The organism is Anaerotignum faecicola, from assembly GCA_024460105.1.
In the GTDB taxonomy this organism is placed as follows: Bacteria; Bacillota; Clostridia; order Lachnospirales; family Anaerotignaceae; genus JANFXS01.
Window position 1 is genome coordinate 445,120 of record JANFXS010000002.1, and the last position, 22,048, is coordinate 467,167.

Annotated in this window: 17 protein-coding genes and 1 pseudogene; 5 read left to right on the forward strand and 13 right to left on the reverse strand. The window is 43.3% G+C overall.

The genetic code is table 11. The features are described 5' to 3' along the window. Positions 1 to 14: 14 nt before the first annotated feature. From NE664_04650 to NE664_04695, 10 genes are all read right to left on the reverse strand, one after another. On the reverse strand, positions 15 to 887 hold the full coding sequence (locus NE664_04650; GenBank protein MCQ4725953.1) for a radical SAM protein: 873 nt from the start codon (positions 885 to 887) through the stop codon (positions 15 to 17). A 248-nt stretch (positions 888 to 1,135) separates the two neighbouring features. After that, positions 1,136 to 3,463, reverse strand: a complete 2,328-nt coding sequence (locus NE664_04655; protein ID MCQ4725954.1) for an S-layer homology domain-containing protein — start codon at positions 3,461 to 3,463, stop codon at positions 1,136 to 1,138. Between the two features lie 581 nt (positions 3,464 to 4,044). After that, positions 4,045 to 4,881 carry a ferrous iron transporter B gene (locus tag NE664_04660; GenBank protein ID MCQ4725955.1) on the reverse strand — a complete coding sequence of 279 codons (837 nt, stop codon included), beginning with the start codon at positions 4,879 to 4,881 and terminating at the stop codon, positions 4,045 to 4,047. An 83-nt stretch (positions 4,882 to 4,964) separates the two neighbouring features. Next, the gene (locus NE664_04665; GenBank protein ID MCQ4725956.1) at positions 4,965 to 5,960 is read right to left on the reverse strand and encodes a 4-hydroxythreonine-4-phosphate dehydrogenase PdxA; all 996 of its coding nucleotides are present in this window, start codon (positions 5,958 to 5,960) and stop codon (positions 4,965 to 4,967) included. A gap of 1 nt (position 5,961) precedes the next feature. Beyond that, positions 5,962 to 6,450 carry a TRAP transporter small permease gene (locus NE664_04670; GenBank protein ID MCQ4725957.1) on the reverse strand — a complete coding sequence of 163 codons (489 nt, stop codon included), beginning with the start codon at positions 6,448 to 6,450 and terminating at the stop codon, positions 5,962 to 5,964. Positions 6,451 to 6,462: 12 nt separating this feature from the next. Continuing rightward, positions 6,463 to 7,140 carry a cyclase family protein gene (locus NE664_04675; GenBank protein ID MCQ4725958.1) on the reverse strand — a complete coding sequence of 226 codons (678 nt, stop codon included), beginning with the start codon at positions 7,138 to 7,140 and terminating at the stop codon, positions 6,463 to 6,465. Next, a complete protein-coding gene (locus NE664_04680) occupies positions 7,124 to 8,158 on the reverse strand; it encodes a DctP family TRAP transporter solute-binding subunit (GenBank protein ID MCQ4725959.1) in 1,035 nt (344 codons plus the stop codon). Before NE664_04680 ends, NE664_04675 begins: the two co-directional genes overlap by 17 nt. A 31-nt stretch (positions 8,159 to 8,189) precedes the next feature. Further along, positions 8,190 to 9,464: a TRAP transporter large permease gene (locus NE664_04685; GenBank protein ID MCQ4725960.1), complete on the reverse strand. Its 1,275-nt coding sequence runs from the start codon at positions 9,462 to 9,464 to the stop codon at positions 8,190 to 8,192. A gap of 30 nt (positions 9,465 to 9,494) precedes the next feature. After that, a complete protein-coding gene (locus NE664_04690) occupies positions 9,495 to 10,535 on the reverse strand; it encodes an alcohol dehydrogenase catalytic domain-containing protein (protein ID MCQ4725961.1) in 1,041 nt (346 codons plus the stop codon). Between the two features lie 275 nt (positions 10,536 to 10,810). Then, positions 10,811 to 12,721 (reverse strand): sigma 54-interacting transcriptional regulator, encoded by a 1,911-nt coding sequence (locus NE664_04695; protein ID MCQ4725962.1) that lies wholly within the window; start codon positions 12,719 to 12,721, stop codon positions 10,811 to 10,813. Between the two features lie 265 nt (positions 12,722 to 12,986). On the opposite strand from NE664_04695, the gene NE664_04700 reads away from it, so the two are divergent. Then, on the forward strand, positions 12,987 to 14,399 hold the full coding sequence (locus NE664_04700; GenBank protein ID MCQ4725963.1) for an SAF domain-containing protein: 1,413 nt from the start codon (positions 12,987 to 12,989) through the stop codon (positions 14,397 to 14,399). 361 nt (positions 14,400 to 14,760) lie between these two features. Here NE664_04700 and NE664_04705 read toward each other — a convergent pair whose 3' ends face one another. Continuing rightward, the gene (locus NE664_04705; GenBank protein MCQ4725964.1) at positions 14,761 to 16,380 is read right to left on the reverse strand and encodes a recombinase family protein; all 1,620 of its coding nucleotides are present in this window, start codon (positions 16,378 to 16,380) and stop codon (positions 14,761 to 14,763) included. Positions 16,381 to 16,641: 261 nt separating this feature from the next. On the opposite strand from NE664_04705, the gene NE664_04710 reads away from it, so the two are divergent. Then, on the forward strand, positions 16,642 to 16,848 hold the full coding sequence (locus tag NE664_04710) for a hypothetical protein (protein MCQ4725965.1): 207 nt from the start codon (positions 16,642 to 16,644) through the stop codon (positions 16,846 to 16,848). Between the two features lie 117 nt (positions 16,849 to 16,965). Here NE664_04710 and NE664_04715 read toward each other — a convergent pair whose 3' ends face one another. Continuing rightward, complete coding sequence (locus tag NE664_04715; GenBank protein MCQ4725966.1) at positions 16,966 to 18,147, reverse strand: ferrous iron transporter B; 1,182 nt, start codon at positions 18,145 to 18,147, stop codon at positions 16,966 to 16,968. Then, positions 18,144 to 18,398 (reverse strand): ferrous iron transport protein A, encoded by a 255-nt coding sequence (locus NE664_04720; protein MCQ4725967.1) that lies wholly within the window; start codon positions 18,396 to 18,398, stop codon positions 18,144 to 18,146. The genes NE664_04715 and NE664_04720 overlap by 4 nt, the downstream gene beginning before the upstream one ends. Positions 18,399 to 18,567: 169 nt before the next feature. On the opposite strand from NE664_04720, the gene NE664_04725 reads away from it, so the two are divergent. The 3 genes and pseudogenes from NE664_04725 to NE664_04735 all read left to right on the forward strand — a co-directional run bounded on the left by NE664_04725 (position 18,568) and on the right by NE664_04735 (position 22,017). Beyond that, positions 18,568 to 19,065 (forward strand): phosphatase PAP2 family protein, encoded by a 498-nt coding sequence (locus NE664_04725; protein ID MCQ4725968.1) that lies wholly within the window; start codon positions 18,568 to 18,570, stop codon positions 19,063 to 19,065. Positions 19,066 to 19,237: 172 nt separating this feature from the next. After that, positions 19,238 to 20,311, forward strand: a pseudogene (locus NE664_04730) (collagen-like protein). Between the two features lie 737 nt (positions 20,312 to 21,048). Then, entirely contained in the window at positions 21,049 to 22,017 is a 969-nt protein-coding gene (locus NE664_04735) for a 3-phosphoglycerate dehydrogenase (protein ID MCQ4725969.1), read from the forward strand. The last annotated feature ends 31 nt before the right edge of the window (positions 22,018 to 22,048 follow it).

Genomic DNA, 22,048 nt, shown 5'->3' on the forward strand with positions numbered 1-22,048 from the left:
CCACCTGCCCGACGTTAAATTCCCCTGTATCTTTCATCTTTAAAGACGCCGTTCTTTTCAGCCTGTTCGATTTGGCGGAGCATAAGCTCCCTGTCCTTGTTAAACGTGCCTTTAAGCGATATATAATTTGAAGCGTGGTTGGAGCGGAAAACAGTTCCCTCGGCGTCTACGTTCTGTATAAAAAGCCGAACTTCCTGAAGTATCTCGCGCGGGCCCAAAAGTTCAAAACGGCCGGCACGATGATCCTCATAAAGCGGCGTTCCAGGTTCCACCATCAAAGTCAAAAACCCAACGTATTCCGGCTTAATGGCAGTTATAAGCCTAGCTGAATTTATTGCGTGCTCTTCAACCCTGTTCCGGCCTCCGAGGCCTGAAATAAGCGTTATGGAAAGCGCCATGCCGGCTTTCCTGATTTTAATGCCCGCTTCAATAATTTCAGCGGAAGTAGCTCCTTTTTTAACGTCTTTCAAAACTACGTCGTCGCCGCTTTCGGCTCCCATATATATCATATCAAGCCCCGCATCTTTAAGCGCCTTAAGTTCCTCGTCAGTTTTCATAAGCACGTCGGCAGGAGCTCCGTAAGCCGAAATCCTTTCAACCTCGGGGAAAATTTCCTTTATCTTTTCAAGTATATAAAGCAGGTCTTTCGTTTTAACAATAAGCGCGTCGCCGTCCGCAAGGAATATCCTCCTTACGCGGATGTTCCCGTAATATTTCCTCGCCATTAAAAGGTCTTCTATAACCTCGTCTAATTTCCTTATTCTAAACCTTTTATCTTTAAACATTGCGCAAAAAGTGCATGTATTCCTTGCACAGCCGATTGTAAGCTGGATTATGAGGCTTCCTGCCTCGCTGGGTGGTCTGTAAACAACGCCTTCATATCTCATTAAAAAATACCTCTTTCATTAAAATTGTATATTTAATATATTATAATTTTTTTATATCTTTTTATCAATAAAAATATGCAAAATTAATAAATTACGGCGGCATTACGTTCAAATGCCGCCGTAACTCCACGCCTATATGTTCATAACACAATGCCTTAGGCTCATAACGGCTCAAAAACTGCTTCACGCCGTCCTAAAACCGCCATATTTATAACCTAAGCATTTTTTATGGTATTCGGCCTCTAAATTCAAATCCTCTTAGCTTCGATTTTAACTATAACCCCGTTGTCGACCATACATTCAACGGAAAAATCCTCGCCGTTTGTATACCATCTGCCGTAAAGGTTCTGGAAATCATAGGCTTTGCTCTCATCGGAATATTTTACAACAAGTTCCTCGTCGGAGGCAACCTGGTACTGCCTGCTGCCTTCTGATGATGAAAGCGTTATATAGCCTTTTTTCATGTCAGAAATTTTACCGCTTACAGAGGTAATCTCTATGGTTACATTTCTCGCTATATCTTCCGAGAATATTACAGTTGCATCCATTTCTTCCCCGAACTCATATCCTTCCAGTATTTCGTCGAGTTCCGTTTCTTTTCCATCCACATTATACAGCGTGTCTTCCGAGAAATAAACCGTCTTGCCGCCCACTTTTATTCCGTTGCCATTTAAGCCTTTAACTTTTCCCGAAATTTTGTCATAGCTTTCGGAATCTATATCGGCGACAATCCGTGTGACGACAGACTTGCTGTTTATCGTCAGCTTGACTTTTGTTTTGCCCGGTATATAAACTTCTTTAAAATTGCCGAAATTAACCTTTGAGCCGTCGGAGTATTTAACGTCGACGTCATCGGCAAGCAGATATTCGTTCTCAAAGCCGGAATCGGTCACGATAGTAATGTTGTTATCCGTGAGATTTTTAACCGTTACATATTTTCCCTCTTCCGATACGGCCTCGATTTTGGTAACTTTTTTCCGGTCGTTAAGATAAACAGTCGCCGATATTTCAGTTCCGCCGTTAACTTTCCTCTCAAGGCTCGATAACGTTATCTCGTCGCCTTCGTAAACGACTTTCGGCGCGCCTTCAAAATAGTATCCCGTGGAATCGTCCGTTGAGGTTGAAAGGCTGATTTTTTCGTCCGTTATCTTATTAATCATACCGCTAGCCGTACCTCCCGACTGCGAGTATGAAACCGTCATCTTTTCAACTTCTTTGGAATCGTCCAGTTCAGCCCTTATAAAAAGCTCGCTGTCATTTTCAAGAGCATCGGAAATATCGCCTATTTTTGCCGTTTTGCCGTCCAGCTTAATTTTAACGCCGTCGGCTATGTCAAAGGATTTCTCGTTTCCCCGCGTGCGCATAATTGTCACTTCACTTGAGTCTATGTCGCTTATTGTTCCCTCTACAACCCCTGTTTCGCCTGACGCCGCAATATCCGACGCTTGTCCTGCCGAAAGCTTAACCGTTACGTCAACCGTAAGCCCATTGTCTATTACGTCTGATATATCGGCTGCTGACGCTTTCTCTCCATTAAGGGTTACGGACGCCGCGCCGGAAATATTGTATGCCTGCTGCGAACCGTCGTTAAGATTAACGGCAATTTTCTTATTTGTGATATTATTTACGGTTCCCGTAACTATTGAATCGTTTGCGGATTTCGCGCCGCCTTTTTCAACGGAGCCGCTTGTTATAAAGTTTCCGGTATAATTAAGCGTAACCTCGTCGCCTTCGGAAATATCCGCTATGTCGGTTTTTCCGGCGTCGGTTTTGATCGGCGTGCCTTTAACGCCGCTTAATTTTATCTGCGATCCGTCTTTCCCCGTCACATTTATTTCAATTATATTCCCCGATTTATTCAGTCCGCTTACTGTTCCGGAAACAGAGCTGTCGGAAACGTCTATATCCTCGCCTGAAATAAAACCGTATGTTTTTGTCGCCACAACTGCCATTTCAGCCCTGTTTATAAAATTATCCGGGTTAAAGTTCTTATTGCTGTCGCCTACAAGTATATTTTTCTCTGCAAGCAGATTTACATACGGCGCCGCCTTTTCGGAAATCTTTGAACTGTCGTTAAAACCGAAATCTTTTTCATCTTCCGCATTCTCGTCAATAGCCCTTCCGAATATAAGCGCAACGTCCTCGCGCGTCGCATTTTCGCCCGAGCCGTCGGTTTCGACAAATCCTGCTATATCTTCAACGGATATAATACCGTTTTCAAGGCAGTATGCCGTCGCTTCATGCGCCCATTCCGGTATGCCGCTGCGCTCCATAACCATTTTCCATTTAGCGGTTACGGCCTCCGACGGTTCAGCGCGCCCCTGGTCTTTAAGTATGTTGTATATAAGCTGCACCGTTTCGCAGTATGTAACCTTGTCTTTTGCCCTGAAAACGCTCGTACCGTCGCCGTTTTCCTGACCAACCATAAGGCCGAGATCCGCAACTTTGACAATATAATTCTTAGCGCCTTCCCATGGCACATTATTTATATCCGAAAATGTTATCGAAGCCATACAAATAGTAGCGCAGCTTATTGTAGCCGCCGCAGTTATAAACGCCGACATTTTCCTTTTCATAAATTACCCCTCCCTTAAAGATTTAAATATGAATATTTTGCCACATATATATTTTAACACATATCCAATCGGTTTTGTACAAATAATCCGCCGATATTCTTACAATTTATTTAAGTTTTAAACAGCCTCCGTTTACAAGAGCAAATACGGTTTTAACGGGCGTCGGCGGAGAAATGGCTGTGTTAAAGCCGCTTTCCGTAAGGAGCCTCTGGCATGCGCGTCTTTGCCTTGCTCTTATGCCGCCAACGTCCGTTAAAACTCACAAACCTCACAAGATAAAAATTTTTTGTAGTTTAATTCGCGCGGCTCCTACAGCAGGCGTATAAAGCTTGAAATGCTGAAAATTTTTTCTTGTTTGGCGCGTGTGTCCTTGTAAACTGTAAACCGTATTACAAAATGCAAATAAAAAATCCTGATTTTAAATAAGGCCTAAAGCCTGAAAATCAGGATTTCAAATCATTATATAAACCGCATACACATTTGTATTGCAAAGCTTTCGCATTTAAATGCCTTGCTGACAGAAGAGCCTTTTCACTGTAAAAATCCACGTTATAAAATACGGCGCATATTGTCTAAGCCCATTAGATAAAAATTGCGCCCAGACTGCAAAAAGCATTAATGCATATGCATATCGTCATTCCCACTAATGTCGGGAATATAAAAGAAAATACAGTCCATTTTATACTTCCCGTTTCCTTTTTAATTGTCAAAAGCGTTGTCGCGCACGGGAAATGGTTAAGCGAAAACATAATAACACATACCGCCGTTACAAGCGTCCAGCCGTTTTGTACAAAAAGCCCGTAAACTTCTGCATTTGATGAGAGTTCCATTAAAGAACTGCTTTGAAGATAGTACATTATTAATATAGGTATAACTATTTCATTGGCCGGCAGTCCCAATATAAAAGCCGCAAGTATAATCCCGTTCATTCCCATAAGAGTTCCCAACGGATCGAGAAACGACGCGAACGCTGACAGTATGCTTGTATCTCCTAACGTTACATTCTGCATTATCCAAATCAATGCCCCGCACGGCACCGCAACGCTTACGGCACGGCCCAAAACAAAAAGCGTTCTGTCAAGAAGGCTTCTTATTATAATTTGAAATATCTGCGGCCTCCGGTATGGCGGAAGTTCCAGAACGAAAGACGACGGCTCTCCTTTCAGCGCTGTTTCCGAAAGTAATTTTGAAGAAAACAGCGTTATAATAATGCCCGTTACGATTATCAAAAGCACAAACATACCGGCGGCAAAACTGCTTTGCCCTCCCGCAAGGAATACCGACGCGATCAATATAATTGTCGGGAATACGCGCCTGTCAAAAGGGCAACTTTTTATGCCCGTCCTAAAAATGCGGCAAGAATCAGCAATAATATTCCCATCGGCCGTAAAGCCGCATAAAAGGCCGTTTAAAATCAAAATATAAATTTATTTTCACAATAAAATAAAGCCAAAGCGATAATATACGCTTTGGCTTTGAGGATTATTTATTCAGATATTTATTAATTGCCGCACATACTTATTACACAATCGACAGCCGCTTCAAAGGCCGTGCTTTCGGCAACGCCTTTCCCGGCAATATCAAACGCCGTTCCATGCGCGCATGTCGCAATAGGCGCTTTTATTCCTCCGGCAATAGTAACGCCTTTTGAAAAGCCTTTCAGCTTCATGGCTATTTGCCCTTGGTCATGATACATCGTAACAACGCCGTCATATTCTCCGTCAAAAGCTTTTATAAACAATACGTCGGAAGATACGGGGCCCGAAACGTCGATGCCGTTTCCGACGGCTTTCTTTACAGCCGGAATAATCGCGTCAATTTCTTCACGGCCGCATTTTCCTCCTTCTCCGCAGTGGGGGTTTAAAGCCGCCACTCCTATGCGCGGATTTTTTATGCCGTTGGCTTTTATCGTATCGCTAATAAGCATCACGGCGTCATAAACGCTTTTTTCGGTTATGCTTCCGCTTACTTCGCTTATCGGTATATGGCTCGTCACACGGCTTGTCCACAGACCGTTAAGGGCGTTTATTTCGCCGGACGGTCCGTTCTGGCTGAAAATTTTCGCAAAATATTCATGCTCGCTTTCACATCCCAAGCCGGCCAATATCATAGCCTCTTTATTGAAAGGTGCAAATGCAAATCCGCTGATAATTCCGTCGTTATAAAGCCCGGCGGCTAAATCCATCTGCTTTATGCAGCTTCTGCCGCACTTTTCACTTACGGCCGCAAACGGCGCGTCTTCCGGCATAACGTCGTTTAAATCCCAAAAATAAATACCGTCTTTGCCGTTACCGTATTCGTCCATAGAACTTATATATTCGACGCCAATCTTTTCTCCGACAATATTTTCGGCTCTTTCGAATATCGGCTTTGAACCTATTAAAAGAATTACGCAGCTTTTTTTATATTTTTCCCTGCTTAAAGCTTTCACAACAATCTCGGCGCCCACTCCGGCCGCGTCGCCCAAAAGAATCGCTATCCTTTTTTTTCCGCTCATATTATGCGCTCCTTTTTAAATCTTTAATAACATGATAAATTTTATAAACGGAAAATACAAGCGTTAAAACCGAACCGATTAAAAATCCGACGTTTATCAGCCATAAAGGATACTGTACAACAGGGGTAACTTCCCCCGTCGCAAACTGCGTCATAATCATGGAAACTCCCTGGGCCGAAAGAAATGCGCTAAGCGCAAATGCAAACAAATACTGTATTGTTTTAAGAATCGTAAAAGCTTTTTTATTTTCGGAAAGCTTTTCTTCCAAAAGGTCAAGGCCTATCAGATCATCCGACAAAAACGCCAGCGCCGAGCAAATGAAAATCGACCATACAAACAACAGTTTAAGGGTTTCGTCAGACCATGAAGCCGTTGTCTTAAACAGGTTCCTGGCAAATACGGCGTACGTTTCTATTAAAATCATAGCTATGCCGATAAAGCCGAACAACGCTTCTATAAATTTTCTTGATTTATGAAAAAATCCCGGCATATTTCTTCCCCCTTAATCAACAACGGCTATAACCCTGATTTGGGAACCGTCGGCATTTTTTGTATTTAACGGAAGGGCAATAAGCTTGCAAGTAGGCGATTTGATTTCCCACAAGTTTGTCATATACTCAATCATGAGTATTTTCCCTTCTTTCAAAACTATTTCATGTACAGGCTGGTAAATAGGGTCTTTAGGCCCTGCCGTCCTTATCTTTCTTATCTCGTAATCCTGAGGAAAATCAAACCCTACAACCTTCGGGTTATATTCCTTAATCCATTTCCCGCCGTCGGCCGTTACATAAGGCGAGTTATCCCAAAAATCATATTCTGTCCATGGAACTTTCCTGCCGCGGTCCGTCCTTATTAAAACAGCGTCATAATGTTTGTCTTTAAACGGCTTATTTGCTTCTTCAAGCATTTCATACGTTATTCCCGTATTGTCCGCTATATCCGAAAAATCAAGCACAAGGCAGTCTGATATGCACCAGTTTTCAATAGGATATGCGTCCAGCGTAAGGCCGTTGGGATCATGATGAATCGGGGCGTCAATATGGGTAAACCAATGAGACTGAAGATTATACGCCGTAGCTTCCCAACGATCATGGTTGGCGTGCGACATTGGCTTTTCAAACTTAATTCCATACCTCCAATGTTCAACAATAGGAAGCGTTAAATCAACTATTCTGCTCATTTCCTGCCTCCTTCTGCGCCTGAATTATGTCAAGGAGCTCCGTGCCGTATTCATCTGTAAATGTAGGCCATACAGTCTGCGCTATTTCTTTAAATTTTTCAATATCAGGGTTTTCATTTATTACACAGCCGTTATCAAGGAGCACCTGCATAGCTTCTTCCGTCTTTTGGGCGTTGAATTCACGCTGAGCTTCCTGTCCGACCTTTGCCGCATCCATTATAACCTGTTTTTGTTCATCATTTAATTTTTCCCATGTTTTTGCGCTTACTCCCATAAACTGAGGCGTATAAACATGGCTTGTGAGGGTTATGTAGTTCTGCACTTCATAAAACTTCCTTGAAACTATTTCATGAAGCGGGTTTTCTTCAGCGCTTACCGTTCCCTGCTGGAGAGCCGTGTAAAGTTCTGCGGCGTCGATAGTTGTAGGAAGCGCGCCGAGGGCTTTCCATGTTTCAACCTGTATAGTAGCGGGTAGAGTCCTCATTTTAATGCCTTCGAGATCCGCCGGTTCGTTTATTTCCCTTACGTTGTTTGAAAGCTGCCTGAAACCGTTTTCCCAGAATGAAATTCCTATAATCCCTTTTTCTTCAAACATATCAAAGATCTTTTCAGCCGCTTCGCCGCTTGTAGCCGCCCTTGCCTGATCCAAATTGTCAAAAAGGAAAGGAAGTTCAAAAACTGAAATTTCCGGCACAAGCCCTGTAAAGTATGACGTTCCCGTCACTCCGATGTCAATAGTTCCCTGCTGGAGCCCCTGAACCATAGAAGTAGCGTCGCCGAGAGCCGTATCATAGTAAGCCGTAGCTTCCAGCGTACCGTTGGAATTTTCATTTATATAGTTAACCATCTCTTTAAGCGCGTCGCCGGTTGGGGTATTTTCAGCTATAGACCCGCAAAAAACGCTGAGGCTTATAGTTTCTCCGCTTCCGCCTTCAGCCGGCGTTTCTCCGCCGCCGCATCCGGCAAGCATGCTTGCCGCCAATACAGACGCTGCTGCTAAACAAAATAATTTTTTCATAAGTATCCTCCTTAAATAAATAAATTAAATATTATAAAAGTGACGGTAAAAATGTTGACAACGCCGGAACGAAAACGATTATTACCGCTCCGACTAAAATAGCGCCTATAAGTACCGGAAGGTGCGGTATAATTTTATGTACCGGCTGGCCGCCAACAGAAGACGCTACAAAAAGGTTCAGTCCAACCGGCGGGGTAACAAGGCCGATGCAAAGCACAACAACCATAACAACCCCGAAATGGATTAATGAAATTCCGTACTCAAGAGCCGTAGGTATCAAAATAGGAGCAAAAATCAAAAGCGCCGGCACGGCGTCTATGAAGCATCCCGCAATCAAAAGTATAAAGCATACGGCAAGCATAAATACAGTAGGGCTTCCGATTACGGATGTAAACGCCTCGGCAACCATTTGAGGTATGCCCGCCCTTGTAATTACCCATCCGAAAGCCTGTGTGGCCGCAACAATAAGCATTATGCCGGCCGCTGATTTTACGGATTTAAAAACAACGCTCAAAAGATTTTCCAGCCTTAATTCCTTGTAGACAAATAAACCTATTATAAGGCAGTAAAAACAGCATACCGCCGATGCTTCCGTAGGCGTAAAAAATCCCGAATATATGCCGCCGAGTATTATTATCGGGGCAAGTATCGCCCAAAACGCCTGCCCAAAGGACTTAACCGAAGTTTTAAGGCTGAAACGGCCGACTCCCTTATAGCCTTTCTTTATGCACTGGAATATTACAACGGCTATAACAATAAGTCCTAAAAATATGCCCGGTATTAATCCCGCCATAAGCATATCGCCAACGGACTCTCCGGAAGCGACTCCGTAAAGCACCATAAGTATGCTGGGAGGAATAAGCGGTCCGAAAATACCTCCCACAGCCTGTACAGCGCTTGCATATCCGCCGTCATAGCCTTCTTCTTCCATAGACGGTATCATAATGCCGCCTACCGCCGCCGTTGTAGCGGCTCCGGCGCCTGTCATAGCCGCAAATATCATGCTGGCAACCACTGTAACAACGGCAAGCCCGCCGGGGACAAAGCCGACAATAGTCCTTGCAAAATTAACAATCCTTTTCGAAATACCGCCGGATTCCATAAGCCCGCCGGCTATAACAAAAAACGGAATGGCCATAAGCGTAAATGAATCCACGCCCTTAAGCATCTGCTGCCCTATAATAATAAGAGGCACATCCGAAAAACCAATCATATAAAATAAAGCCGATAAACACAATGAAAACGCAATAGGCACCCCTAAAAACAGCAGTATGAAAAAAACTGCCATAAGCACCAAAACATCCATCTTACTACCTCCTTATGTTGTAAAATTTAATTATGGTATCATTACTACCCTTCCAACAGCCGTTTTAACGGCCTCAAAAGCTTTCTCAAAGTCTTTAAGGGCATACGGCCCGCTCATAAGCGGCCTTAAATCAAAACCTGATCTAAGCATTTCAAGACATTCGTCCCATGTTTCATACATAAGCCTTCCGGTAACCCCGTAAACAGCCGCTTCTTTATATATAATATCATTTGCCAAATCAAGCGGAGTTTCGCCGCTTGTCAGGCCTACGAGAACAACCGTGCCGCTTTTTCTCACAAGCTTGAAGCCTGCCCGTATAGCGAAATTGTTTCCGGTGTAATCAATAACAGCGTCGGCGCCGCTTCCGTTTGTTTCTTTTAAAACAATCTCAAGATCGTTTTGCTGTTTGCTGTTGATAACTACGTCGGCGCCCATTTTTTTTGCCATTTCGAGCTTGCTGTCTACAACGTCGATAGCGATTATTTTGCTTGCTCCCTTAAATTTTGCCGCCGCAACAGCCATAAGGCCTATCGGCCCGCAGCCGTAAATTACGGTTGTTTTGCCTTTTACGTCCGCTCTTGAAACGCCATGCATACCTACGCCCATAGGTTCCAGCAGCGCGCCTATTTCGTAGCTTATGCTGTCGTCGATTTTAAAAGCGCAGTCGGCTGGGAACGCTATATACTCCGCAAACGATCCCGGCGTATGTACTCCTATAATTTTCATATTTTCACAGTTATGCCTTCTGTTTGACAAGCACATGGGGCATGTGTTGCATGGTATATGAGTTTCGCCGGCAACTCTGTCGCCTTCTTTAAATTCCGTTACTTTACTGCCGACTTTGACGATATCGCCGCAGAATTCATGTCCGAAAACATACGGTACGGGGCATCTTTCTTCGGCATATGCACCCCACGGATATATATGCGCGCTGTCTGTACCGCATATTGCGGTAGCCCTTACTTTAACAAGGACGTCCCTTTCGCCGCACTCCGGTATAGGCAGATCCTCCCTCCAAACGGCTCCCGGCCCTTTTGTTTCTTTATAAACGCCAAACATTGTATCTTTCATATTTTTCCTCCTTTTTAATTATAAAACGAACCAAGCATATTATTTAATCGGGAACCTAAAAATCAGGCTCCACATTCAATAATTTATATATGCGCTTATATACAGCAAAATCTGTGCCATTTATTCATTTTTGTAATTGTTAAAAAATTGAACAAACTAAAAATGACTTTCTTAGTCATATTACACAAGCAAAACTTATTTATCGACGTAATTCCGCTTTTCATTTTTGTTGCAGAAATTCAGACAACGCATCATGCAACATTACGCAACGTTTTCTATTTTTGAATTCCGTACTTATTCATCTTCCTCCATAAAGTGCTCCTGTCCATACCGAGATATTTTGCGGTTTTTGTCATATTGTTGCCGCATTCCTCAAGGGCGTTTATAATCTTTTCCGATTCATTTTCACTGCTTCTGACATATTTCGGTTTCGAAACGCTGTCGCCGTAAAAAATTTCTTCCGAAACATCGTCGGGATAAATAGCGTTTTTCATATCCTCGCAAGATATTACCTTCTCGCCGAGCCTTATTACGTTTACCCTTTCGACAATATTTTCAAGTTCCCTTACATTCCCGGGAAACGAATATTCCAAAAGCATTTGCCGTGCGTCCTGATCAAGTTCCGGAACAGCCTGCTGTCCTTTGAAACATATTTTTTCAAGCGACATATTAAATAAAGGAAGAATATCTTCCCGCCTTTTCCTTAACGGCTGTATGAATATTTTAAGCACATCCAGCCTGTAAAGCAGATCCTGCCTGAATTCCCCTTTTATTACCATGCTTTTGAGATTTTTATTTGTGGCGCAAATTATCCTTACGTCAACCGACGTTACTTTGTCGTCTCCGATACGCCTCACCTCTTTTTCCTGAAGCACTCTCAAAAGCTTGCTCTGCATACTCATTGGGATCTCTCCTATTTCGTCAAGGAATATCGTTCCGTTATGCGCCAATTCAAAAAGTCCCATTTTCCCTTTCTTTGCCGCTCCCGTAAAAGCCCCCTCCACATATCCGAAAAGCTCGCTTTCAAGCAGGTTCTCGGGAAATGCCGCGCAGTTTACGGCCACAAAAGGGCCCTTTTTCCTTTTGCTTGCATTATGTATGCTCTGAGCAAATATTTCCTTTCCCGTTCCGGTTTCGCCTACAAGCATTATATTGGAAGATGAAACGGCATATCTTTTTGCAATCTCTATAGTTTCATCCAAAACACTGCTCTCATGTACAATATCCGAAAACTCATTTTTGGCATACAGCCCCCTGTCGCTGAGTTTTTTCCTTATATCCCTTTCAATCTGCTGAACTTTGGTTATATTCTGAAACGTAATAACGACGCCTTCTGCCCGCCCTCCGTCTACAACGGGCACATAGTCTATGGAAATTGTTATATTTTTAATATTTTTAAGTTCCCCTGCTATTTCTTCGCCTTTTTCGAGGGCTCTTTTATATCCTTCAAAAAGCTGCGGAAAATTGTTCTCCAAAGTATAAAGCGAACTTGCAACTCCAAACATATCAAGCGCTACCTGGTTGCACGCCTGAATATCGCCGTCCCTTCCTATATAAAGTATGCCGTCTTTGGAGTTGTGCGTTATAATTTCATAAACCTTGCTTTTAATCCTTTCCTGGGTAACTATTTCATATGTTCTGACGGCCTCGTCTATAGCCCTGTAAACCGCTTCTTCCCCAACTCTTATTAATGTGGAATTAATCCTCATTTTTTTTGCTTTATTAACGACATACTGCCCGGCAACCACAGCGTCGCATCCTTCGGACAACGCCGTCTTTAAAATTCTGTCGATTTCGTCATAATCTTTCGGCACATAAACCTTAACCTGACAGCCAAGCATTTCCGTAAAACTTTCAACGCCCGAAAACGCGCTGTAGAATCCTATAAACGCTATTTTTTTAGGGCTGTAAAGGCTGCTGCATTCCTGAACGGATCTGAAAACATCATAAGCGGATATATCAATATCCACAACAGGTATATTTATTCCTTCCTCAACGAGATATTGCGCGGCATATCCGCGCGCAATAATAACATCGCAGTTTCCAATCTTAATCTCGGGCAGTTCATTTACGGCAACAACGGAAACCGTCTTTGATATACGCCCGCTGAACCTGTGGTTTTCAAAAACCGCGTCTATAGTCTTTCTCAATTCCGGGTACGGTGAAATAAAATGTATCTTTATCATAAAAATCCTCCTCCTCAGCAACCGTTTTAATATGTTGCATATAATACATCACAACACCGCCTTTTGCAACACAAACATCCTAATATAGGTTTCAGACATGCAAATATTACACAAAAAACATCGTTTTATGTGTAATATAAGATAATTTTTATATAAAATGCCAAATCGTAAACAACTGCATGCTGTTGGCACAAAAATTGCTCTAAATAAAAACAACGAACCAAAGCAATAAAAATTCTATTGACAATCGAAAGGAGAAAAAAATATGTTATATCACCATTTATTTAAAGCAAGCCCCAAAAAAGACGATGTTCTCGTAGCGATTATAGGCGCCGGACATTTCGGCACGGCTGTAGTAACGCAGCAAAAATATACAAAACAGCTTAAAGTATGCGTTGTAGCCGACAAAAACCTTGAAAACGCAAAAAATGCTTTTATCAAAGCCGAGATTGACGAAAGCTTAATCGTTTATTCAAACGACGCCGCCGAAGCGGAAAAACTTATTAAAGATGGCAAATATGTCTATACCGACAATTCCATGATGGTTAACGACATACCAAGTATCAATGTTGTTGCAGAAGGCACGGGCGTTCCCGAAGTAGGCGCCGAAATCTGCCTTGACGCAATCAAAAAAGGTAAAAAAGTTGCGGCTATCAGCAAAGAAATGGATTCCGTTATAGGCCCGATACTCAAGAAAAAAGCAAAAGACCTCGGAACTGTTTATTCCCCTGTAGACGGCGACCAGCCCGCCCTTCTTATGGCATTGGTAGAATGGGCAAGGACAATAGGCCTTACTGTTATTTCCGCCGGCAAGGCCCGCGACGGCGAATTTATACTTGATGAAAAAAATAAAACCGTTTCAATCGCCGCCGACGGAATCACGGTACATGAGGACTGTAAGGTTGATATTCCCGACAGCCATATCAAATATTTTGAAATGATACCGGAAGGCAAAGCCGAAGAATATATTGCCAAAAGAAAAGAGATACTTGACGCCCTTCCCGGTACAGGCGCCTTTGACCTCTGTGAACTTACAATGATGGCAAACGCTACCGGCCTCAAGCCTGTAAGCCATTCCCTCACCGAAGGTTCGCTCAGGATAACCGAACTGCCAGTTGCATACTGCTCTAAGAAAAATAACGGCATATATGACGAAGAAGGCATGATTGACGTACATACAAACATGCGCCGCCACGATGAAAGCGGAATGGGCGGCGGCGTATTTATGGTTGTAAAATGCGACAACGCATATTCAAACTATATACTTACAACAAAAGGCCAGATACCTAATTATGACCGTTCAACTGCGGTAATTTACCGTCCTTACCACCTTTGCGGCGTTGAAGTTTCAACAACAATACTCACAATGGAGCTTCTCGGCCTTGACACAGGATCGCTTGAATACGTTCCGAACTATGATCTTGTAAAAACCGCTCTTGTAGACATCAAAGCAGGCGATACATTAGGCAACGATCATGACTTAAGGCTTAAAGCAACTATCATACCGGCAACAAAAAAAGCCCCCGGAAACCCTGTCCCGGCACATATGATAACAGGCAACAAAGCCGTAAGGGATATTAAAGCAGGCGAAATTATTACATATGATATGATTGAAGACAGAAGCGAAACAACTTTATGGAAATTAAGGGAAGAACAGGAAAATACTTTTAATAAATAATATCCGATTACGCCCCGCCCCGCTGCAAATCCGGCAGATAAATCCCTCTTTACTGCCGAAACATATATTTTTTTTTGCGGCGGGGCGTTTTATTTTTTCTTTCTGCCGCACAAACTCCAAGCGCGGATTATAAAACAATGTCATGCGCTTTATATTAAAATGAACGGATAAAAAATTATAAATCACAGCATAAGCCATACAAAACCTATCGCCTGCATAAACATGCCCCGGCATTTTCGGCAGCGGAATATTTTTCAGGCCAAACCGGCCAGCTCTATCTGCACACCTTTGTATTGCAATAAACTCTGTCGGCGTTTTCGGTATTTTTACATTCAAAACGCCGATTTTAATGTATATTTATTTAATTTCCATAAACAAAAATATTTAAATCTTTTCCGTCCCACTCAATTTTCTGAACTATCATTCGGATTAAAACCCTTTTTTCATGCACGTCAAATTTGTCAAAGTTCCCTTTTAAATCCGATAAAGCGTCAGCCGCCTCGGCAAGCTCAATACTGTTGCCGCCAAGCCTGTTTTTGGCCGACATGACATTCTTTCTCTCCGCTTCCAGCCGTTCTATTTCTTTATCCAAAAGCGTTATTTTTTTATTCACCTTTTGAATAAAAACCTCTCCCAAACCGCCTGTGGACAATGTTTCCATATAATTTTCCGTTTCGTCCTTACATTTTTTTATCTTTGCATCCAATATATCCAAAGCGTCTTTTCCGCTTTCGTTCCTTATATCGCGTTTAAGTTTTTCCAGTATTTTGCATATATCCGAATCCCCTTGCATATACTGCGCAATATGTCCGCATACAATATCGTCCGTCTGCCTTCCGTTAAGGTTGCCGCTTCCGCAAAACGAAACTCCGCCGCGCATTTTATTTTGGCAGATATAATAAAAAATTCCGTTTTCCTTCATCTTAGAATGTGCCTTGGCGTACATACGCCCGCCGCAGTTTTTACAGAATATAAGCCCCGAAAGCAGAGAATAATCATTATGCAGTTTCATTTCGCTTCTTGAAAAACCGTTTGTATCCATCAAATACTGAACTTCCGCCCATTTCTTGCCGGAAACAATGCCTCTGTGCCTTCCTATGGCAATAATCCACTGGTCTTTTGATTTCCGCGGCGCTTTCGTTTTTCTGTAGTCCCTTTTATTATATGAAATCAAGCCATACTTTTGAGAACACTCGCTCTCTTCAAAACACAAATCGGAATTTTGCGCCGCAAAATAATCCCTCGCTTCCTTATCGGCAATGCAATATACGGGATTCGACAGTATTTCCCTGATACTGACAGGAGAAAAAAATTTTCCGTTCCGCGATTTTATGTTTTCTTTAATCAAATATTTGCTTACGCCCGCTATAGAATGAAGTTCCAGCATTTTGTCAAATATTATTTTTACTTTTTCTATTTCTTCATTGTCAAATTTAAGCCGGCAAGATGTCTTTTCCTTTCCGTCGATAATAACATCCCGTACTTTTTCAGAAGTAAATCCCGTCGGCGTATTGCCTCCCAGCCATCTGCCCGTTCTGGCAAGCATAAGCATATTATCCCTCACCCGCTCCGCTATCGTTTCCCTTTCAAGCTGCGCAAACACAGAAGCAATATACATCATTGCCTTGCCCATTGGTTTTGAAGTGTCAAATTCTTCTTTTATGCACAGAAAAGAAATTCCCATATCATTAAGTTCCTCAATCAGGGCGGAAAAATCGCTTACGCTTCTGCTTATGCGATCCAATCGGTAGCAAACAACATAATCGGGCTTATCTTCCTTCATATCTCTTATCATTTTCTGGAATGCTGGCCTTTTTGTGTTTTTTGCTGAAAACCCTTCGTCCTCATAAACAACGATATTGCACTCCTCCTCGTTTCCGAACTTTGAAAATATATACTGCCTGCTCATTTCCGCCTGGTTTTCAACCGATTCGCCTTTGCCCGTATATACTGATTTTCTGCTGTATATAAAAAATTTCACCTTTCTTACACCGGCTTTCTATATTCGATTATTTTTATTACTTACGGTAAATACATAAAAACTGCCGCCTTTAACTGCGGCTATACAGATCTTTTAAAGGCTTATATTTCAAACCTGCCGTAAATAAATTTTTTACAATTATTTTATATTATTGTATTATGACGAAATTAAAACGGTTATTCCCCATACCCTTTCCTAAAAAGAATAGGACATAATTTTCATTCATATTATAAAATATCATTTACATATTGGGTGGCTGCCATGAGAAACGTTAAAATCCGAAACATAACCGTTACCGTAATTCCCAACTGCCGTCCGGTTTCTTTAAAAAGCGGAATAAATGAATTTCATGCTTCCGTAATAGAAAGGGAACTGTACAGATCCTATTCTCATTTGACTGCACGGCAAAAAGTTTCCGTTGTCGATCTTATAATAAAAAATTTAACCTTGCCGAAAAGCAAAACTTAATATCACATTAAAGCTTCCGTACAGAATACGGGAGCTTTTATTTTTCGCCCATAACAAAATAAAACCCTTAACGCGGCCATATTATTTCCTCTCCGTCCGTTTCATAAAAACGTCGCCTTATGTAATCATAAAGCATGTATGCGCCTGGGAATAATTTTGTCGCCCTTTTATATGTTGCGCTAATCTGCCGTTGCACGGCACAAAATTATTCGTTATAATCGCCATAAGCTTCTCCCTCGGCGTTTCGATAATACGGCAGGCCGTAACCCCCGCGGCATTACAGCCAAACCCCATCATCATTGTCAGCGACTGTTTGCCATGGGCTCCCGCTTTTTTAAATAAGCCGTCCAGATTAAATGCAATACGCGGCAAAAAGCCTATGTCTTCAAGAAATGTAAAAAGCGGGAAAAAAACGGCCATCGGAGGAAGCATAACTGAAATTACCCATCCGGACGTTTTGAACATACCGTCAACCAATATCCCGCAAAGCCACGGCGGAAGGAACGCCAAATTCGTTTTAAGCGCGGCTTCGCCTTTTGCAAATAACTCCATTAAAAGCGATGAAGGATAATTAGCGCCGACGATAGTAATCCAAAAAACTATCCCCAACACAAGAAGTATCACGGGTATTCCGAATTTCTTTGAAAGTATTATCCTGTCGGCCATAACCTGAAGGCTTTCTTTTTTATCTTTTATTACCGCTGTTTTTGCGGCTTCTTCTGCAATGGAAATTGTTTTCAGGCAGGCTTCGTCAAATTTCAGTTCCGAAATTCCCGCTTTTAAGGGCTTAACCTTCTTCCTGCCTAAAGCAATATCCACTGCCATGTCTTTGATCTCCTTGATCCCTTCCCCGTTTCTTGCGCTGGCAGGTATAACGGGTATTCCCAAATATTCCGAAAGTTTGTCAACGTCAATTTCCATTCCTTTTTTGTCTGCTTCATCCATTAAATTAAGGCACAATATAACATTGTCCGTTAAATCTGCAACCTGCACGCAAAGGTTCAGGTTTCGTTCAATACAAGTGGCGTCCGCTACTACCAACACCATATCAGGCTTCTCGTTTACTATAAACTCCTTTGCGCATCTTTCCTCGGCCGTATCGCTTAAAACCGAATAAATACCGGGCAAATCCACAATCCTGAAATCAACGCCTTTATGGCTGAAAAAACCGCTTGCATTGGCAACAGTCTTTCCCGACCAGTTTCCTGTATGCTGGTTAAGCCCCGTCAAAGCGTTAAATATAGTGCTTTTTCCTGTGTTCGGATTACCGGCAAGAGCTATAACATGCTTTCCGTTCACATTCCATCCCCCCTGAAAGGCACGCTTATAAGTATTTTTTCACACTCTTCCTGCCTTATTGCAATCAGCGTCCCTTTAATAAGAAACGCCGTTGTACCGCCGCACATTGCTTTATATAAAGGCGTAACCCTGCTTTTCGGCGAAAAACCAAGATCGAAAAGCCGTATTCTTTCTTCCGTGCTGCCTATAACGTCTACGATAATATATTCCTTCTGCATCTCCGCTTTTGAAAGGCAACTTATATCGGGCATATATTTACCCCCTGAATTTAGATAGTTACTAGCATTATATAAACGACAACTTAAACTTGTTACATTTTGCAAAAAAAATTATTATATAGTAAAATTAGGAATACCGTATTAAAATACAAGCCTGTTCTCATCTTTATCAGGCAAATATATTTTCTGAAAGGAATATTTTATGGAAACCAAACATTATATGTATGCATTAATAGACTATATAAATTCCCGCCCTCAATTAAAAAAAGCCGTGCTGTTTTTGGACAAACGCATGCCGCTTGTTACAACATGGGGATTTTATTTAACCCTTATCTATCTTGCAGTTAATATGGATAAAAGAGTATTTTATGTAGCGTTTATACCATGGCTTAACTTTTTTATTGTTTCGGCAGTAAGGAGCCGCCTTAATCTAAAACGGCCGTTTGAAGAACTCGAATTTGAGCCTCTTCTCCCCCATTCTCCCGGGAAAGCATGCCCAAGCCGTCATGCCACAAGTTCCGTTATAATATCTATTGCCGTATATTATATATATCCGCCTGCCGGAATACTTTTAGGCGCAACAAGCGTTATAATATGCCTTACCCGCGTTCTAACCGGCGTGCATTACCCAAGAGATGTTATATGGGGTGCAGCGGTTGGTGCAATTACAGGATATGTCGGTTTTTTTATAATTCTTTAACAAAACAATAACCTTTGTCCCTTTCCATGCATATATTATAGAAACAGTCAATGAAAGGGACATGTTTAAAATGGCAAGTTATTATAATGAAAATAATCATAATTCATGCTGCGGCAATTCATGTTCATGCGGCAGTTCATGCTGCGGTTCATGCAGTTCATGCTGCTGTATCGGCCCTAAGGGGCCAAGAGGTCCTATGGGGCCTCAGGGAGCACGCGGACCGGCCGGGCCTCAGGGACCTCAGGGTGAACGCGGATTTACTGGCGCTACCGGACCTCAAGGACCTCAGGGCGAAACCGGACCTCAGGGCGAACGTGGATTTACCGGTGCTACCGGACCTCAAGGGCCTCAGGGCGAAACCGGGCCTCAGGGGCCTCAGGGCGAAACCGGGCCTCAGGGCGAACGCGGATTTACTGGCGCTACCGGGCCTCAGGGGCCTAAAGGTGAAACTGGCGCTACTGGACCTCAAGGACCTCAGGGTGAAACCGGACCTCAGGGCGAACGTGGATTTACCGGTGCTACCGGACCTCAAGGGCCTCAGGGCGAAACCGGGCCTCAGGGCGAACGCGGATTTACTGGCGCTACTGGACCTCAGGGGCCTAAAGGTGAAACTGGCGCTACTGGACCTCAAGGACCTCAGGGTGAAACCGGTCCTCAGGGCGAACGTGGATTTACCGGTGCTACCGGACCTCAAGGGCCTCAGGGCGAAACCGGGCCTCAGGGGCCTCAGGGCGAACGTGGATTTACCGGCGCTACCGGACCTCAAGGGCCTCAGGGCGAACGCGGATTTACTGGCGCTACCGGGCCTCAGGGGCCTAAAGGTGAAACTGGCGCTACTGGACCTCAAGGACCTCAGGGCGAAACCGGGCCTCAAGGGCCTCAGGGTGAAACCGGACCTCAGGGGCCTCAGGGCGAACGTGGATTTACCGGCGCTACTGGACCTCAAGGACCTCAGGGTGAAACCGGTCCTCAGGGGCCTCAGGGCGAACGCGGATTTACTGGCGCTACCGGGCCTCAGGGGCCTAAAGGTGAAACCGGCGCTACTGGACCTCAAGGGTCTCAGGGCGAAACCGGTCCTCAAGGTCCTCAGGGTGAAACCGGACCTCAGGGGCCTCAGGGTGAACGCGGATTTACTGGCGCTACCGGGCCTCAGGGGCCTAAAGGTGAAACCGGCGCTACTGGACCTCAAGGGCCTCAGGGCGAAACCGGTCCTCAAGGTCCTCAGGGTGAAACTGGGCCTCAGGGCGAGGCGGCAACGATTACTGTCGGAGCAGTTACTACCGGTGAACCTGGAACAAATGTAGTTATCACCAATTCAGGAACAAGCCAAGACGCTGTCCTTAATTTTACGATCCCACGCGGCGCTGCCGGCGGAACAGTTCAATCCCTAGCTATTGTGGACACAGATCCAAAAATTATATCAGGCGTAGGCGAAATTAAATTTACCGCTAGCCCATATGTGAACTCACAGTCCTTTGATTACACGCCTGGAACAACTGAAATAAGCATAGTCAACAACGGCGTATATCAGGCTTTCTTCCACTGCACAGTCGTTGCCAGCTCCGGAAGCACAATACCGACGTCAATAACAATAGAGCTTCGCTCAGACGGAACTCTTATACCCGGTTCCCCTTCACGTCATATTTTCAGATCGACAGGAGAATCCGCAAGCGTCACCCTTTCGACATCAATACTCGTAACCGATGCGCCGATAAGGCTCACTGTGTATCTTGAAGGCGATGAAGTTGTTATAACGGACTGCTCGCTTACAATAATACGTCTACAGTAATGACAATATTTTAAATTAAAAAAGATACCTCGTTTTTATTGAAACAAATCTAGGCAGGTTCCAAAACCTGCCTTTTTAAATGCAATAAATATTTGCATATTTTTTACATATATAATACAATTAAACAGAAAATAAACTCGTATTTACAAACAGCGTTTAATAACCGGAAAATCAGATGCAAAGGAGAGAATACAATGGAAAAAATACTTTTAACCCAATGGGTCCCTGATAAATGCAGAGAAACGTTTAAAAACCAGCTTGAATTCATTTGTCCCGACAAAGAAAAACTACAGTTTTCAAAATCCGAAATACTGGAGCATATAAGCGATGTCGACGGCATATTTCTCATATTTTCCACGGCCGACAAAGAAGTTATCGACGCCGGAAAAAAACTAAAGGTTATAGCAAACCTCGGCGTGGGTTTTGACTGTATCGACGTAAAATATGCAACCGAAAAAAATATTGCCGTTATAAATACCCCTAATACAGTAACAGAAGCAACAGCCGAACTTTCAATAGCCCTTCTGATGACTGTTATGAGAAATACAGCCTCATATGATAAAAGCGTCAAAGAAGGCCAATGGCCGCGTTTTGCATTTTCCGACGTGGGAACCGAGATATTCGGCCACTCCCTTGGTATTGTTGGATTTGGAAGAATCGGAAAAGCCGTTGCGAAAAAGGCCCTCGCTTTGGGAATGGACGTTAAATACTATGATCCGTACCGCTTAAACGAAGAGGACGAAAAACATCTGGAGGTTTCATATCTCCCTCTTGACGAACTTCTTTCCCAATGCGACTGCGTTTCCCTCCATATGCCTTACACCCCCGAAAACCATCACCTTATAAACGAAAGAACGCTTTCTATAATGAAAAAAGGCTCCTATCTTATAAATGTCGCAAGGGGGCCGGTCGTTAAAGAATCCGCGCTTGTCGAAGCCCTGAAAAACGGTACTTTGAAGGGCGCGGCGCTTGACGTTTTCGAGTTTGAGCCAAACGTAAGCCGCGAGCTTAAAGAATGTGACAACGCCGTTTTGACGCCTCACGTCGGAACACAAACCCTTCAGGTGAGGATAAATATGTTTGAAGAAGCAATGAACGGTATATGCGCCTTTCTCGGCGGCAAAACCCCGTATAACATAGTTAATAAAGAAATCCTGAGCTGAACCACCCCCCTGCGTAACGCCCTTTAAAGCA